Annotated in this window: 17 protein-coding genes; 11 read left to right on the top strand and 6 right to left on the bottom strand. The window is 46.7% G+C overall.

The features are described 5' to 3' along the window. Nucleotides 1-3 precede the first annotated feature (3 nt). Complete coding sequence (locus tag ICN25_RS02370) at nucleotides 4-1,197, top strand: M20 aminoacylase family protein (protein WP_216178819.1); 1,194 nt, start codon at nucleotides 4-6, stop codon at nucleotides 1,195-1,197. A gap of 21 nt (nucleotides 1,198-1,218) precedes the next feature. On the opposite strand, the gene ICN25_RS02365 is transcribed toward ICN25_RS02370, so the two are convergent. The 3 genes from ICN25_RS02365 to apaG all read right to left on the bottom strand — a co-directional run bounded on the left by ICN25_RS02365 (nucleotide 1,219) and on the right by apaG (nucleotide 3,674). Beyond that, nucleotides 1,219-1,995, bottom strand: a complete 777-nt coding sequence (locus tag ICN25_RS02365) for an enoyl-CoA hydratase (protein ID WP_216178818.1) — start codon at nucleotides 1,993-1,995, stop codon at nucleotides 1,219-1,221. 25 nt (nucleotides 1,996-2,020) lie between these two features. Then, complete coding sequence (locus ICN25_RS02360) at nucleotides 2,021-3,088, bottom strand: murein transglycosylase A (RefSeq protein WP_370624683.1); 1,068 nt, start codon at nucleotides 3,086-3,088, stop codon at nucleotides 2,021-2,023. Between the two features lie 211 nt (nucleotides 3,089-3,299). Next, the gene (gene apaG, locus ICN25_RS02355) at nucleotides 3,300-3,674 is read right to left on the bottom strand and encodes a Co2+/Mg2+ efflux protein ApaG (protein ID WP_215334225.1); all 375 of its coding nucleotides are present in this window, start codon (nucleotides 3,672-3,674) and stop codon (nucleotides 3,300-3,302) included. A 49-nt stretch (nucleotides 3,675-3,723) separates the two neighbouring features. Between apaG and rpe the strand changes: the two genes are divergently transcribed. The 5 genes from rpe to trpC are packed head-to-tail and all read left to right on the top strand — an operon-like array spanning nucleotide 3,724 to nucleotide 8,364. Then, nucleotides 3,724-4,449, top strand: a complete 726-nt coding sequence (gene rpe / locus ICN25_RS02350) for a ribulose-phosphate 3-epimerase (RefSeq protein WP_216178816.1) — start codon at nucleotides 3,724-3,726, stop codon at nucleotides 4,447-4,449. Then, nucleotides 4,449-5,954 carry an anthranilate synthase component I gene (trpE, locus tag ICN25_RS02345; RefSeq protein ID WP_216178815.1) on the top strand — a complete coding sequence of 502 codons (1,506 nt, stop codon included), beginning with the start codon at nucleotides 4,449-4,451 and terminating at the stop codon, nucleotides 5,952-5,954. The genes rpe and trpE overlap by 1 nt, the downstream gene beginning before the upstream one ends. Next, on the top strand, nucleotides 5,938-6,504 hold the full coding sequence (locus ICN25_RS02340) for an aminodeoxychorismate/anthranilate synthase component II (RefSeq protein ID WP_216178814.1): 567 nt from the start codon (nucleotides 5,938-5,940) through the stop codon (nucleotides 6,502-6,504). Before trpE ends, ICN25_RS02340 begins: the two co-directional genes overlap by 17 nt. A 22-nt stretch (nucleotides 6,505-6,526) precedes the next feature. Then, nucleotides 6,527-7,549 carry an anthranilate phosphoribosyltransferase gene (gene trpD, locus ICN25_RS02335; RefSeq protein ID WP_216178813.1) on the top strand — a complete coding sequence of 341 codons (1,023 nt, stop codon included), beginning with the start codon at nucleotides 6,527-6,529 and terminating at the stop codon, nucleotides 7,547-7,549. Nucleotides 7,550-7,560: 11 nt separating this feature from the next. Further along, nucleotides 7,561-8,364, top strand: coding sequence for an indole-3-glycerol phosphate synthase TrpC (gene trpC, locus ICN25_RS02330; protein ID WP_216178812.1), 804 nt, complete (start codon nucleotides 7,561-7,563; stop codon nucleotides 8,362-8,364). On the opposite strand, the gene ICN25_RS09920 is transcribed toward trpC, so the two are convergent. Then, nucleotides 8,361-8,696, bottom strand: coding sequence for a hypothetical protein (locus ICN25_RS09920; protein ID WP_255536642.1), 336 nt, complete (start codon nucleotides 8,694-8,696; stop codon nucleotides 8,361-8,363). The two genes, trpC and ICN25_RS09920, sit on opposite strands and share 4 nt — an antisense overlap. A gap of 334 nt (nucleotides 8,697-9,030) precedes the next feature. Between ICN25_RS09920 and ICN25_RS02320 the strand changes: the two genes are divergently transcribed. After that, nucleotides 9,031-9,381, top strand: coding sequence for a hypothetical protein (locus ICN25_RS02320; protein ID WP_216178811.1), 351 nt, complete (start codon nucleotides 9,031-9,033; stop codon nucleotides 9,379-9,381). A 64-nt stretch (nucleotides 9,382-9,445) separates the two neighbouring features. Here ICN25_RS02320 and ychF read toward each other — a convergent pair whose 3' ends face one another. Continuing rightward, nucleotides 9,446-10,540, bottom strand: coding sequence for a redox-regulated ATPase YchF (ychF, locus tag ICN25_RS02315; RefSeq protein WP_216178810.1), 1,095 nt, complete (start codon nucleotides 10,538-10,540; stop codon nucleotides 9,446-9,448). Between the two features lie 39 nt (nucleotides 10,541-10,579). Between ychF and ICN25_RS02310 the strand changes: the two genes are divergently transcribed. Genes ICN25_RS02310 through ICN25_RS02295 form a run of 4 tightly spaced genes read left to right on the top strand, consistent with a single transcriptional unit; the run spans nucleotide 10,580 to nucleotide 15,136 of the window. Further along, complete coding sequence (locus ICN25_RS02310; protein WP_216178809.1) at nucleotides 10,580-11,854, top strand: UbiH/UbiF family hydroxylase; 1,275 nt, start codon at nucleotides 10,580-10,582, stop codon at nucleotides 11,852-11,854. Continuing rightward, nucleotides 11,838-12,563, top strand: coding sequence for a DsbC family protein (locus ICN25_RS02305; RefSeq protein WP_216178808.1), 726 nt, complete (start codon nucleotides 11,838-11,840; stop codon nucleotides 12,561-12,563). The genes ICN25_RS02310 and ICN25_RS02305 overlap by 17 nt, the downstream gene beginning before the upstream one ends. Before the next feature lie 12 nt (nucleotides 12,564-12,575). Next, nucleotides 12,576-14,360: a M61 family metallopeptidase gene (locus tag ICN25_RS02300; RefSeq protein ID WP_216178807.1), complete on the top strand. Its 1,785-nt coding sequence runs from the start codon at nucleotides 12,576-12,578 to the stop codon at nucleotides 14,358-14,360. Beyond that, nucleotides 14,360-15,136 (top strand): uracil-DNA glycosylase, encoded by a 777-nt coding sequence (locus ICN25_RS02295; protein WP_216178806.1) that lies wholly within the window; start codon nucleotides 14,360-14,362, stop codon nucleotides 15,134-15,136. The genes ICN25_RS02300 and ICN25_RS02295 overlap by 1 nt, the downstream gene beginning before the upstream one ends. On the opposite strand, the gene ICN25_RS02290 is transcribed toward ICN25_RS02295, so the two are convergent. Continuing rightward, the gene (locus ICN25_RS02290) at nucleotides 15,133-15,390 is read right to left on the bottom strand and encodes a hypothetical protein (RefSeq protein WP_216178805.1); all 258 of its coding nucleotides are present in this window, start codon (nucleotides 15,388-15,390) and stop codon (nucleotides 15,133-15,135) included. The genes ICN25_RS02295 and ICN25_RS02290 overlap by 4 nt on opposite strands. Nucleotides 15,391-15,432: the final 42 nt, after the last annotated feature.

The following is a 15,432-nucleotide window of genomic DNA, read 5'->3' as shown; positions in this document are numbered from 1 at the left end:
GCTATGCGATTACTTCCAGAAATCATCGACTCCGCATCAGCCATTCAAGAGATTCGACGCAACATTCATGCGCATCCAGAATTGCGCTTTGAAGAAAATCGCACTTCCGACTTAGTAGCAGAAGCGCTTTCAAGCTGGGGAATTACGGTGTATCGCGGCCTAGGAAAAACTGGGGTTGTTGGCAAACTCGATGGCGACTTAGGTCAAGGCAAGATGATTGGCTTGCGTGCCGATATGGATGCGCTACCACTACAAGAACACAATACCTTTGAACACACTTCAAAGAATCCCGGCAAGATGCATGCCTGTGGCCATGATGGTCACACTGCAATGCTCTTAGGTGCCGCCCAATATTTATCAAACCATCGCGATTTCAAAGGCTCAGTCATTTTTATTTTTCAGCCAGCTGAAGAAGGCGGTGCTGGCGCGCAAGAAATGATTAACGATGGATTGTTCAAACAATTTCCTTGCGATGCTGTCTTTGGTTTACACAACTGGCCAGGACTTGCCGAAGGCCATTTTGGTGTGACCTCTGGCCCGATGATGGCCTCAAGCAATACTTTCGAAATCACTATCCGCGGTAAAGGCGGACATGCTGCTCTGCCACACAACAGTGCCGACCCCGTACTAGCGGGAGCTCAAGTCGTCCAAGCACTGCAAAGCATCATTACCCGAAACAAACGTCCAGTAGATGCAGCGGTGTTATCGGTTACCCAGTTTCATGCGGGCGAGACGAGCAATGTCATTCCGGATAGCGCTTTTATCGGTGGAACCGTTCGTACATTCACAATAGAAGTGTTGGATTTAATAGAACAACGTTTGAGAGAAATTTCACATAACGTATCGAGTGCATTTGACTGCCAAGCAGAAGTGAGTTTTTCTCGCAACTACCCCCCACTAATTAATCATGACAAAGAAGTAGAGTTCGCCAGCGAGGTCATGAGTGAATTAGTTGGGGCGCAAAACGTTAATACCTCAATCGATCCCACGATGGGCGCAGAAGACTTTGCATTCATGCTGCTGGAGAAACCTGGTTGCTATGTATTCCTGGGGAACGGTGATGGCGATCACCGTGCAGTGGGTCATGGCATGGGTCCATGCCAACTCCACAATCCTTCTTATGACTTCAATGACGCATTAATTCCTGTTGGCGTGAGCTACTGGGTTAAGTTAGCTCAACGCTTCTTAGAAAAATAATTTTCTCTGAGTACTGAAGTTTTACGAGTTTGAAAATTTAGCTGGACGCTTTTCCATAAAAGCTGCCATACCTTCTTTTTGATCGTTGGTCGCAAAGCAAGAATGGAATAAACGACGCTCAAAATGAATACCTTCTGAGAGCGTAGTTTCATAAGCGGTATTAATTGCTTCTTTCGCCATCATTGCGGTTAGCAAGGGCATATCTGCAATCGTCTTAGCAATCGCCTTAACTTCTTTTAGCAAATCCGCCTGAGGGAAAATGCGGGCAACAAGGCCTGAGCGCTCGGCTTCAGCAGCATCCATCATGCGACCCGTTAAGGCTAGATCCATCGCTTTTGCTTTAGATACTGCACGCGGTAATCGCTGCGTACCACCAGCACCAGGGATGATTCCCAGCTTCACCTCTGGTTGTGCAAACTTCGCACTATCAGCCGCCATGATGGTGTCGCACATCATCGCTAATTCACATCCGCCACCAAGAGCGTATCCAGATACTGCCGCAATCACTGGCTTACGCACTTTTCTAATCTCTTCCCAATTGCGAGAGATAAAGTCGCCACGATAAACATCAGCGAATCCATATTTCGCCATCGTTGCAATATCTGCACCAGCAGCAAATGCTTTTTCACTGCCGGTAACAATGATGCAGCCAATATTGTCATCAGCATCAAAGCTCAATAATGCTGCACCCAACTCATCCATTAACTCATCATTTAGAGCATTTAATACTTGCGGGCGGTTGAGAGTAATGACAGCAACTTTGCCATCTACTTCAGTCAATATGGTGTTGTAAGTCATCGATCTCTTTCAAAAATAGATTGGTTCAGCGCGGCAACAATAACCACATCTTGCCATCTTGCTTCATGCGTCCGGCTAATTCACCTGCAGAATCACCTGATCCCCAATAGTAATCCGCTCGCACCCCGCCAACAATGGCCTTGCCAGTATCCTGGGCCATCACCAGCTTTTGTAATGCCTGACTACTTAAGGGTCTAGTTGTACTCAAAAATACTGGGGCGCCTAAAGGCATGGCCTTCAAATCAATGGCAATGCTGCGCTCGGCAGTTAAAGGCACTCCCAAAGCGCCGTTAGGCCCAAGATCTGCGCTGACATTCCCAGGAAGCTCCTTGAAGAACACAAAACGAGGATTTGCATTCAACATTTCCTCTACACGTCCTGGATTGCGCTTGGCCCAAGTAGAAATACCTTGCATCGTTGCCTCGCTCCGCGTGATTTCCTTACGGTCAAGCAACCACTGCGCAAATGACTTAAATGGCTGTTCATTAGTGCCGGCGTAGCCGAGTCGTAATACGCGTCCATCTTCTAAACGAATTTTTCCAGAGCCCTGAATTTGCATAAAAGCGGCGGCTACAGGATCTTGTACCCAAGCAATTTCCGAACCACGCAGCACCCCAGAACTCATTAACTCTGCGCGTGTGGGTGCAGGGTTTGGCTTGGAGGTTTTCCATGCGCTTGGTAGGCCATATAAAGGTACAGAGTAAGTGGCCGTGCGGGTCTGAGAGCCATTCATGACCGGCTCGTAATACCCCGTGATGAGACCAGATTCATTACCTGTAGCGCTGTTACGCACCTCATATGCCTGGAAATTTCCCTCAAAATATTGACGAATTGCACGTCCATCACGGCCTGAAACGCTACCAGCTTGAGCACATGCCTGGCGCCAATTAATTTCACTATTGCGTTTGCGCAGGGCATCACAACTTTTGAGCCAAGCTGGCCAAGCCTGAGTTAAATCATCCTCTTGCCAACCAGGTAAGTCTTGCCATGAAACCGATCGAAAGCTGGCAATTGGGGAGGTATAGGAAGATGGGGGGCTACCGCTAGACCGGTAACCAGATCCACGAGTAGAAGGCGTAGAGCAAGCGGTCAATAAACTGGCAATGCTGATTACGAATACACTGCAGAGAAGGATTCGCGAGGGATTCTTGTGACTTATTAATTTGGATATAGAAATCATGATTGCCAATTTACTAGATGAATACCCAATGATCTTGTTTGTATTAGAGGGCGGCCTGGCTTTAGCCCTTCTGCTCTTTATTGTCCTTTGGACCGGTAAGGGTAAAAAATAGCGCTTTGAGGTCCTAGTGCAGGGTTCTTGGCATTACCAAGGCAAATTCAGGAATTGGGGCTTGGAAAAACTGAGCCTCTTCAGTCACGCAGAAGTACTCACCACGCATAGTTCCTGCTGGCGTAGGCAAGGTAGCCCAGCTGGTGTACTCAAACTGCTCACCCGCCCGTAGAAGCGGTTGTTGCCCTACAACCCCCAAGCCACGGACTTCCTGGACATCATTGTCCCCGTCAGTAATGAACCAATGGCGGGCAATAAGCTGAATACTGGCCGTACCCGTATTTCTAATGGTGACGGTATAGGCAAACGCAAATTGGCGGTTATCGGGGTCAGACTGGTCTGACAAATACTGGGTTTTGACCGTAATGCTGATTTCATGAGGATTCATGCTCGAATTCTGCTCCATCCTAAGCCCAACTGCAAGCTAGAATCTAGGGATGGATAGCCAGAAATCACCCTCAAATAGCCAGTTTGTCATCGCCCCCTCCATTTTGTCGGCTGACTTTGCCTGCCTAGGCAAAGAAGTTCAAGATGTTCTCTTGGCAGGCGCCGACTGGATTCACTTTGATGTGATGGACAACCATTACGTTCCGAACCTGACTATTGGGCCTTTAGTTTGCGAGGCGATACGCCCGCATGCAACAAAAGATGGCAAGCCAGCGATGATTGATGTGCATTTAATGGTTGAGCCGGTAGACCGCCTCATTCCAGATTTTGCAAAAGCTGGTGCAAACCTAATTAGCTTTCATCCAGAGGCAAGTCCTCATGTGAACCGCACAATTAATTTGATTCGCGATCAAGGTTGTCAGGCTGGCTTAGTTTTAAATCCAGCCACCCCACTTGATCACCTCGATCACACCCTTGAATTGCTCGATCTGGTTTTGTTGATGTCAGTGAACCCAGGTTTTGGTGGTCAATCATTTATTCCAAGCACTCTCAATAAAATTGCACAGGTACGTGCACGCTTAGATCGCCATCAACAAGAAACAGGTCGCCATATTCGACTTGAAGTTGATGGTGGCATTAAAGTCGACAATATTGCAGAGGTAGCTAAAGCTGGTGCAGATACATTTGTTGCAGGCTCCGCAATCTTTGGCAAAGAAAATTATGCCGATGTGATTAAAGCGATGCGCGCAGAACTAGCGACGTCAGGAAAAGCGTAATGCAGCACGAAGAATTTCTTACCCTAGCAAAACAGGGTTTTAATCGCATTCCCTTAGTAAAAGAAGTACTAGCTGACTTAGAGACGCCTCTATCGCTATACGTCAAACTCACGCAAGCTTTTGGACAAAAAAATACTTATTTACTTGAGTCTGTTCTGGGTGGCGAGCGCTTTGGTCGCTTCTCTTTTATTGGCCTGCCTGCTAAAACTGTTTTAAGAACAGTTGGTACTCCAGATGCGCCACTCACTGAAGTGCTCTTCAATGACAAAGTGATTGAAACCAATCATGACAACCCATTGGATTTTGTAGATACCTATTTCAAACGATTCAAAGTAGCTGTGCAACCTGGTCTCCCGCGCTTCTGTGGCGGGCTTGCTGGCTACTTTGGTTATGACACGGTTCGCTACATCGAATCGCGTTTAGCGAAACACAATCTGCCAGATGAATTAGGTGTGCCTGATATTCAATTGATGCTCACCGAAGAGTTAGCGGTGGTTGATAACGTTGCAGGTCGTATTTACTTAATCGTCTATGCAGACCCCAGTGTTGTCGATAGCTTTGATAAGGGTCAAGCTCGATTAAAAGAATTGCTTGCTTGCCTCAGTAAACCAGTGAGCATGCCAGCGTCATTACCAAGCACCAAAACAGAATTGGTACGCAAGTTCAAAGCAGCTGATTTTGAAAATGCTGTTCTCAAAACCAAAGAATATATTTTGGCTGGTGATTGCATGCAGGTGGTAATCGGTCAACGCATCAGTAAACCATTCACAGACTCACCTCTCGCTCTATACCGAGCATTGCGGTCTTTGAATCCATCCCCTTACATGTACTTCTATGACTTTGGCGACCTGCAAGTAGTTGGCTCATCCCCTGAGATCCTAGTGCGCCAAGAGCAACGTGAGAACCAAAAGATTGTGACGATTCGTCCACTAGCTGGCACACGCCCTCGTGGTGCCACCCCTGAAGAGGATGAGCGTCTTGCTACCGAATTGCTTGCCGATCCAAAAGAAATTGCTGAGCACGTCATGTTGATTGACTTAGCACGCAACGATGTGGGTCGTATCGCAAAGACAGGCACCGTCAAGGTGACTGATTCGATGTCGATCGAAAAGTATTCTCATGTACAGCACATTGTGAGTTCTGTGGAGGGCGAATTGCTAGACAATATGAGCAATATGGATGTTCTACGCGCAACCTTCCCAGCTGGCACATTATCCGGTGCTCCAAAAATTCGGGCGATGGAAATTATTGATGAGATGGAAATTGTAAAACGCGGTGTCTATGGTGGAGCAGTAGGCTACCTCTCCTTCTCTGGAGATATGGATGTGGCTATCGCTATTCGCACTGGCGTGATTCGTGATGGTGTACTGCACTCCCAAGCTGGAGCTGGCGTAGTTGCAGACTCCGACCCTACCGCCGAGTGGAAAGAAACCGAAGCCAAAGCCCGAGCAGTATTAATGGCAGCTGATTTAGTACAAGGAGGACTCGATGCTCCTCATGATTGATAACTATGATTCATTTACCTACAACCTCGTTCAGTACTTTGCAGAGCTTGGTGAAGAGGTAAAAGTTTTCCGTAATGATGAAATTTCGGTTGAAGAGATTGCCAAAATCAATCCTGCGCGTATTTGTATTTCTCCAGGGCCTTGCAGTCCAGCTGAAGCAGGTATTTCTGTAGCCACGATTCAACGCTATGCGGGACAGATTCCGATTCTCGGCGTCTGCCTTGGACACCAAGCGATTGGTGAAGCTTTTGGCGGCAAAATTATTCGCGCCCAGAAAGTCATGCATGGCAAGACGGATGATATCCACCATACCGGTGTTGGCGTTTTCAAAGATTTGCCAAACCCATTTAAAGTGACTCGCTATCACTCTCTCGCCATTGAGAAGATTTCATTACCAGCAGTTCTTGAAGTCACAGCTACTTCTTCCGATGGTGAAATCATGGGTGTACGCCATAAGGAACTTGCAGTGGAGGGTGTGCAATTTCATCCAGAATCCATTCTTTCCGAGCATGGTCATGCGCTGCTGAAGAATTTCCTACAAGCCAAATAACTCACAGCACTCGATAAGCACTATGCCAATCACCCCTCAACAAGCACTACAACGTTGTATTGAACATCGTGAACTTTTTCATGATGAGATGACAGCAATGATGCGTCTCATCATGAGTGGTGAGATGCCGCCAACTTTAGTGGCTGGCCTACTAGTTGCCCTGCGCACCAAAAAAGAGACTGTTGGTGAGATTGCTGCAGCCGCTCAAGTGATGCGTGAGTTTGCGACACCAGTACACGTCGAAGATAGAAAAAATTTAGTGGATGTAGTGGGTACTGGTGGCGATGGCGCCCATACTTTCAATATTTCTACTGCCGCCATGTTTGTCGCAGCGGCAGCTGGGGCAAAAATTGCTAAACACGGCAATCGCAGCGTCAGCAGCAAATCTGGAAGTGCAGATATTCTGGAGTCACTAGGCGTAAAACTGTCGCTCTCACCAGAACAAGTCGCTAAATGCATTTCAGAAGTTGGTGCTGGCTTTATGTTTGCTCCGAATCATCACCCTGCAATGAAAAATGTTGTCCCAATTCGCAAAGATTTAGGTGTGCGCACTATTTTCAATATCCTAGGCCCTCTTACAAACCCGGCTGATGCCAAGCGCATCCTCATGGGCGTGTTTCATGCGGACTTGGTAGGTATTCAGGCGCGTGTACTACAAGCTATGGGCATGGACCACGCACTTGTTGTTTATGGCCGCGATGGTCTGGATGAAATCTCCCTGGAAGGCCCCACTCTGGTTGGCGAACTAAAAGATGGTCAAGTTCGTGAATATGAAATTCATCCAAAAGATTTTGGTTTAAATACCGCGCCTACCAATAGCTTTAAGGTAGCTGACGCCGAAGAATCTAAAGCGATTGTGTTGGATGTACTCAATAAAACACCTGGCCCAGCGAGTGACATTGTTTGTCTCAATGCCGGAGCAGTTCTGTATGTAGCCGATGTGGCACCAAGCATTGCTAGCGGTATTCAGATGGCTCAAGCAGCTATTGCTTCTGGTGCTGCCCGTCAAAAGCTAGACCAATTTGTAGCCGCAACCCAAAACTAATTAAGATCTTCATGAGCGATATCCTCGACAAAATTGTTGCCACCAAAAAAATTGAGGTTGCCGCTGATTCAAAAAAAATCTCTTTAGCAAATCAACGTGATCAAGCTGAAGAAAATAATCGCGATCCACTCTTAAAGCCTCGGGGCTTCATTCAATCCATCGAAAATAAGATTGCGGCAGGTAAGGCTGGTGTGATTACTGAGATTAAAAAAGCGAGTCCCAGCAAAGGAATCTTGCGAGAAAATTTTCAGCCGGCCGAGATTGCTCAGACTTATGAAAAAAATGGCGCAGCCTGCTTGTCCGTTCTCACGGATAAAGATTATTTCCAGGGGGCGAATGCTTACCTTCAAGCTGCAAGAGCGGCGTGTGGCATTCCAGTTTTACGCAAAGACTTTACGATCGATCCTTATCAAGTCTATGAAGCTAGAGCAATCGGTGCCGATGCTATTTTGCTCATTGTGGCTTGTTTAGAACTCAATCAAATGAAAGAGTTAGAAGCTTGTGCGCATGAGCTGGGCTTAGATGTTCTGGTTGAGGTTCATAACGCTCCCGAGCTAGAGCAAGCCCTTGAATTAAAAACTCCACTGCTCGGAATTAACAATCGTAATTTGAAGACTTTTGAAGTTACCCTTCAAACCACCCTATCTTTGTTATCGATGGTGCCAGCAGGAAAAACCTTGGTTACCGAATCGGGCATCATGAGTCGCGCCGATGTGCAATTGATGCGTGATCACCAAATCAATGCATTCTTGGTGGGCGAGGCATTTATGCGTGCGAGCGATCCGGGCGCGGCCTTAGGCGAACTGTTTAACTAGGCAGGCCTAGAGGGCTTCAGCAAATCGAGCCCTACTTTAATCAACCCAACGAGCACTATTGTGCCAAGCACATCACCAATTAGCATCACCAAGAAGTGATTAAAGCTTCCAGTCTCATCAAGTCCTCGGATCGCAAACCACCACTGATGTAAGCCAGCACTTAGAGCTGCGTAGATCAAAGTGCAGATTGCCAATTTCGGCAAACTTAAGTTATTCAGATTCGGTGAGATTTTTAGATTACTCAATACAAAGATCGTAGCTAAATACGGAGCAAAGCCTGATATCAGCCCCACACCAACACAAGTGGTGAGTTCGTGGGGGAATGGCCCCAAATAACTAATAAAAAAGGATGCGAATGCTATCCCTAAAGCTCCCGGCAAACCAAATATGAGAGTAAGAAATAAACGAAGTCCAGCGGGTAGATAGATCCAGCTCACCCCCAACCCAAATGTCAGGTGACTTGTAAGCCAATCATTTAGGTAAAACAGGGTCGTATAAAAGAAGATGCTAACCAGAAAGCCTGTCGTCGATTCCGAGAATATTCTTTTCATGACTGTCAGCATGGTTATTTATGTAAATTTCCCTCATACTACCAGCCCATGAATTAGGGAATATACTGAGATTAACCCTGAGGCTAATAGCCCCCAACAACACCAATACAAAGCCATGTCCACCATTAAGTCTTCTTGCTACATTCGTTTTTTAAACCTGATTGATGTTCTAGATCGCATCAATCCTGGCAAAAAGCTCGACTCTATTGAAGAAAGCCTTCTAGATAAAATCATTTTGAGCTTTCATGCCAAACAGTCCGTTTTGGTGGGAGATTTGATTTCGCTTTCAGAGCTTGGCTCACAGGCGACCCTTCATGGGCGACTCAAGAATCTCAGTGCCATGGGATATATCAAGATGGCAGCGAATGAAGATGGGCGCAAAAAAGAAGTGGTCCCCAGCAAGATCGCTATCAAGCGCTATGAAGAAATTTCTAAGTGCTTAGAAAAAGCTGTCAAAGCAAGTTGATTTAATCTCAATCCAATAAAAAAGCCCTTAGCTAGTAAGGGCTTTTTTATTTAGCAGCATTGCTTTAGACGTTAAAGAGGAAATTCAAGACGTCGCCATCTTTAACAACATACTCCTTGCCTTCAGCGCGCATTTTCCCAGCCTCTTTGGCGCCAGACTCACCCTTAAATTGAATGAAGTCTTCAAATGCAATAGTTTGGGCACGAATAAAGCCGCGTTCAAAGTCTGTATGAATCACTCCCGCAGCTTGAGGAGCAGTATCGCCCTGATGAATTGTCCAGGCACGAACTTCTTTAACGCCAGCCGTAAAGTAGGTCTGCAAGCCCAATAACTTATAGCCCGCACGAATCACGCGGTCTAATCCAGACTCTTCCATGCCGAGATCTGCCAAGAACTCAACCTTGTCAGCATCATCTAAATCAGCGATTTCTGCCTCGATTGCTGCGCAAACAGCTACTACTGGAGCACCCTCTTTAGCTGCATGATGAATCACTGCCTCTAAATGCGGATTATTTTCAAAGCCATCTTCTTTGACGTTGGCGATATACATCGCCGGCTTTGCTGTGATCAAGCAGAGCGGCTTCAAAAGTAGATTTTCTTCGTCAGTCAGTTTCAAGCTACGAACTGGCTGAGCTTGATCTAAATGGGCCTGTACCTTAGTTAGTACAGCCACCAAAGCAGCCGCCTCTTTGTCATTTCCTGACTTAGCGGCTTTACTGGAACGCTGCAAAGTTTTTTCTACGGTGGTTAAGTCAGATAAGGCTAGCTCAGTGTCGATCACTGCGATATCGGAGATCGGGTCAATCTTGCCCGCTACGTGAATCACGTTCGCATCCTCAAAACAGCGCACCACATGAGTAATGGCATCAGTTTCACGAATATTGGCTAAAAATTGATTTCCCAGACCCTCGCCTTTAGATGCTCCAGCTACCAAACCTGCAATATCGACAAATTCGACAGCTGCAGGCAAGATGCGCTCAGGCTTTACGATCTCAGCCAAAGCGGCTAGACGGGGGTCAGGAACCTCGACCACGCCCACATTAGGCTCGATCGTGCAGAAAGGATAGTTTTCCGCCGCGATTCCAGCTTTGGTAAGCGCGTTAAAGAGGGTAGATTTGCCGACGTTAGGCAGGCCGACGATGCCACATTTCAAAGACATAGCCGTATTGTAAAGGGCTAGTTTCGATATCATCGAGATATGTCAGAAGTTCTCCAAAATAACTCGGCTAAATTGCCCAAAAATACCCCCCAAATGCGGACAATCGATGTCGCTGTAGTGGGCGGAGGTATAGCGGGTAAGGCTTGCGCCTTAGGTCTAGCGCAGCTTGGTCTGCAAACCATTCAAATCGCACCTGACTTAGGGCAAACCGTTCCTGCTCCTCAGGGGGAGCAATGGGGGCAACGCATTTACGCTTTCTCTCCCAGCACCCAAAAGCTATTAGCCCATCTTCAGATTTGGGATGCCGTTGATCACAGTCGTATGCAGCCCGTTCGAGACATGCGAATTTTTGGCGATCGCGGAGAAAAGCATGACCAGTTGCACCTATCTGCTTTCGAGGCGGGCACACCTCAGTTAGCTTGGATTGGCGAATCGAATGTCATTGAACATACCCTAGATCAAGCCTTACGCTTCCAAAATAAATTAGAGCGCATCAATGACGCTGTAGAAAATATTCAAGTGGATTCAGATGGAGCAACACTCCATCTTGCAAATGGATCTACCTTACGTGCCCTACTCGTCGTTGCTGCTGACGGAGCTAATTCACCCTTACGTTCTGAGCTAGGCATTTCCACAACAGAAGAAAGTTATTTACAAAGTGCTGTGGTGGCGAATTGGATTTGTACTAACGCACATTTAGAAACCGCCTACCAGTGGTTTTTGCCAGGCGGCGATATCGTAGCAATGCTGCCATTACCAAATAAACAAGTCTCGATGGTGTGGTCAACTTCACCAGAAAATGCTGCGGAACTTTTAAAGCTAGATCAAGCAGCATGGACGGAAAAGTTTTCCTCAATTGCCAACGGGGAAATAGTGAAGCAACTTGGATCACTCACACTCAATTCAACGCCAGCTGCCTTTCCGCTCAGAAGAGTTCGTGCGAGTCGTTTTATCGGACCAGATGACAATCCCAAAGTAGCCCTCATTGGAGATGCCGCCCACGTCATGCATCCTTTGGCTGGGCAAGGCTTGAACTTGGGGCTCAGGGATGTAGCAACACTGCTACATATTTTGAGCAAGCGAGAATCTTTCCGCCTACCAAACGACAAAGTATTGTTGCGTCGTTATGAGCGTCAGCGTCAAGGCGATACCAGCGCTCTGCTGTGGGTGACAGACAAGCTCAAGAAGTTATTCTCAGCCAGTAGTGGTACCGAGAAGCAATTGCGCAATTGGGGTTTAGGCCTGGTCAATCGTAGTCACTTTATTAAACGGCGCCTTATTGAGCGCGCCCTTGGAGATGCAGATTTTGAATAAATTATTTTCTATTATTGCTTTAGCTTGCTCCTTCACCCTTCTAGTGGGAACAGTCAACGCACAATCGGAACAACAGGTCCGCACTGAATTGCAAAAGAAGATTGGCGCCAATGCCAAAATTAAAAGTGTTTCCCCATCACCCATTCCTGGCATTTACGAGGTGTTGGTAGGCAATGATGTGTTTTACACCGATGCAAGCAGCAAATATTTAATCCAAGGTGAAATCATTGAGATCGCTACAGGAAAAAATATTACCGAACAAAAACAAGCGGACCTGAATCGCATTAAATGGTCAGAGCTAACCCCATCAAATGCTTTAAAAGCAGTGCGCGGCAATGGCAGTCGACAGCTGGCAATATTCTCTGACCCTAATTGTGGTTACTGCAAGCGTCTTGAGAAATCACTCCAACAATTAGACAACGTCACTATCTACACCTATCTCATTCCGATTTTGTCGCCAGACTCCGCGCAGAAGTCTAAACAAATCTGGTGCTCTGCTGATCCACAAAAAGCATATATTGATTGGATGATCAATGGCATTTCGCCGAGCGGCAAAAGCGACTGCGCCACTCCTTTAGACAAGAATATGGCCTTTGCCAAAACCTATGGCATTACTGGCACCCCTACTATTTTCTTTATTGATGGCAGCCGCTTCCCGGGCGCAGTTCAAATCACCGACATTGAAAAGAAATTTAATAGTCTGAAGTAATAGGTCAAGCTTATGAACGAGTTAAATACCTCTGATCTACCAGCAATCCAATACACCATTTGGGCGGCAGATCTGCATGGTCACCGCTTTCATGTGAAATTGCGTATTGAGAACCCATTGCCGAATGGGCAGATTCTGCAAATGCCCGCATGGATTCCAGGGAGTTATTTAATAAGGGACTTCAGCAAGCAAATTGAAACGATTGAAGCGTTTGCAGTCAGTAACCCCAGCGAATCTTTACTGCTAGAGCGCATCGACAACGATCAGTGGCGCCTTCCAATAGTTGCTGGCCCAGTAGAGATTCTGACAACGGTATATGGATTTGATACTTCCGTGCGTGCAGCTTATCTCGATACAGAGCGTGCGTTTATCAATCCAAGTAGTTTATGTTTGGCGGTCAAAGGTCAAGAATCTTTACCCTGCGCTTTAGCATTAATTCCACCTAAAGACACTTGCGCAAATTCTTGGACTGTTCAGACAGGCCTGCAAGCAGCCAAAGTAGATAGTCAAGGTTACGGCTTTTATTTAGCCAAAAACTATGATGACCTCCTTGACCATCCGATTGCTATGGGCGAGTTTCAGATTGCCCATTGGAAATCTAATGGCGTGTCACACAGCATGGCGATTCAGGGTTGTATTCATGAAATTGATCTCGAGAGATTAGCAACCGATCTTCAGGCTATCTGCGCTTCCACAATCAATCTCTTTGAACCCAAGACCAAGAAACCCCCTTTCCAAAATTATTTGTTTCTAGTCAATGCCGTTCTCTCTGGCTATGGCGGACTTGAGCATCGCAATAGCACCGCCCTGCTATGCCGTCGGGATCAGATTCCCCAAGTAAATACTCCTTTGGATGAAGCATCCTATCGTGAGTTTTTAGGTCTTTGTAGCCATGAGTATTTTCATGCTTGGCTAGTCAAACAGATTCAGCCAAAAGCCTTTCAACCTTATCAACTCGACCGCAGAAACCATACCCGCTTACTGTGGCTATTTGAAGGCTTTACGAGCTACTACGATGATCTGCAATTATTCCGCAGCAAACGTATCGACCTCAAAACCTACCTCAAGCTAGTCGCCAATAATTGGAATGGTATTTTGCGTGGACCAGGTAGGCTTAAGCAAAGCCTGGCAGATAGTTCTTTTGATGCCTGGACTAAGTATTACCAAGCGGACGAGAACACTCCGAACGCAGTAGTCAGCTATTACGGGAAAGGTGCATTGCTCGCCCTAGGTTTAGATCTCAAGATTCGCGCATTCACTAACAACCGTCAATCTCTAGATGATTTGATGCGTCTCATCTGGCAAACGCATGGAGTCACGTTTGATGGAATTGCTGAAGATGGTCTTGATGACTTAATGCAAACGCTTCTGGGCGCAGGATTTAATAAAACTTGGAATGAATTTAAGTCTCGCTATATTTTTGGTGTTGAAGATATTCCTATTGAGAAATGGATTCATTCGAAGATCATTTCAGTAAAGCAAAAAACTCACTCAAAGCTTGAGCAAATTAAATTGCAATTAGGATTGCGTACTAGCGATGCGAATGGCTGGTTAAAAGTAACGCACGTACTGGATGGTGGAGCTGCGCAATTAACAGGCCTAGCCACTGGGGATATTTTGGCCAGCATTAACGGCGAACGAATTACTGCTGCTCGATGGGATAAGGTCTTATCTAGCTTGATATCGGGACAAGTAATTCAGATTTGCTTTTACCGAGATGATCTAGAGCATGAGTGCATGACTGTTCTTGAGGATGATCAAATTCCAGTCCAGTACACGCTAACCCCAGCTGAGTGATGCATTCGTTTTCTGCTGCCGATATTCCTGAGGACTGGCGCGCCCTACTCGGCGATTATTTTGAATCCCCCGAGTGGCAACAACTACAGACCAATCTCAGGGCTGAGTTGAATAAGAACCCAGGAAAAATTTGCCCTGATCCCCAGAATTTCTTCAAAGCACTGAACCTAACCCCACCTTCCAAGGTCAAGGTCGTTATCTTGGGCCAAGATCCCTACCACTCCCCGGGGCTTGCTCAAGGCTTAGCTTTTTCGATTCCTGGCAATATCCCAAGCAATTCTCGGCAATTCCCTAGCTCCTTACGCAATATCAGTAAAGCACTAGCCCTGGAGGGGTTTGGCGCCCTTCCTAAGGGTGATCTTCATGCTTGGGCTGAGCAAGGCGTCCTGCTTATCAATACCGCCCTGAGCGTCCAATTGGGCGAGGCAGGTAGTCATGCCGGTTTGGGCTGGAAACCCCTGATTGATAGATTAATAAGTGCCTTGGCACAGCAAAAACCCTATTTAGTGTGGATGCTATGGGGTGGCCATGCCCAATCCAAGCTTCCCCTGATCGAGATGGCTCCAGACCAATTGATCCTGAAATCCTCACACCCTTCTGGGCTTGGGGTCTACAAAACGGATCAGCCCTTTCTAGTGCCAGGTGGGATGGCAAGTTGCGGGCATTTCACTAAGGCCAATGAATGGCTGGTGGAGCACCACGAAACCCCTATTCGCTGGGCCATCCCAAGCGGACAAAACACCAACGCTACCCCTCAAGCCACGCTATTTAATTAGTTATTTGCGGCCGCATAGAGGCAGCCTACAAGGCAAGAGGTCACTATGGCACTTAGCCACTCAAGCATCTGTCCAGACTGAAATAAACCCAAAAATTGTCCTATATAAGAGCTAGCAAGGGCAGTCATGAAGCCAATCAAGGCTGCTATGAGGAATTTCTTGGCTTTGGGCTTAGCTTTACGCTCTCTTGGGTAAAAAGCCAAGGCGAATACGCTAGTTAAACCACCAATCACTAGAAAAGCTAAAAACCCCATTACCGCCCCCATTGTTGATGCCATCAAATCTATAATCACCAT

It is taken from the genome of Polynucleobacter sp. 80A-SIGWE, assembly GCF_018882295.1.
Taxonomy (GTDB): domain Bacteria; phylum Pseudomonadota; class Gammaproteobacteria; order Burkholderiales; family Burkholderiaceae; genus Polynucleobacter.
This window is presented reverse-complemented; position numbering and strand designations above follow the sequence as displayed.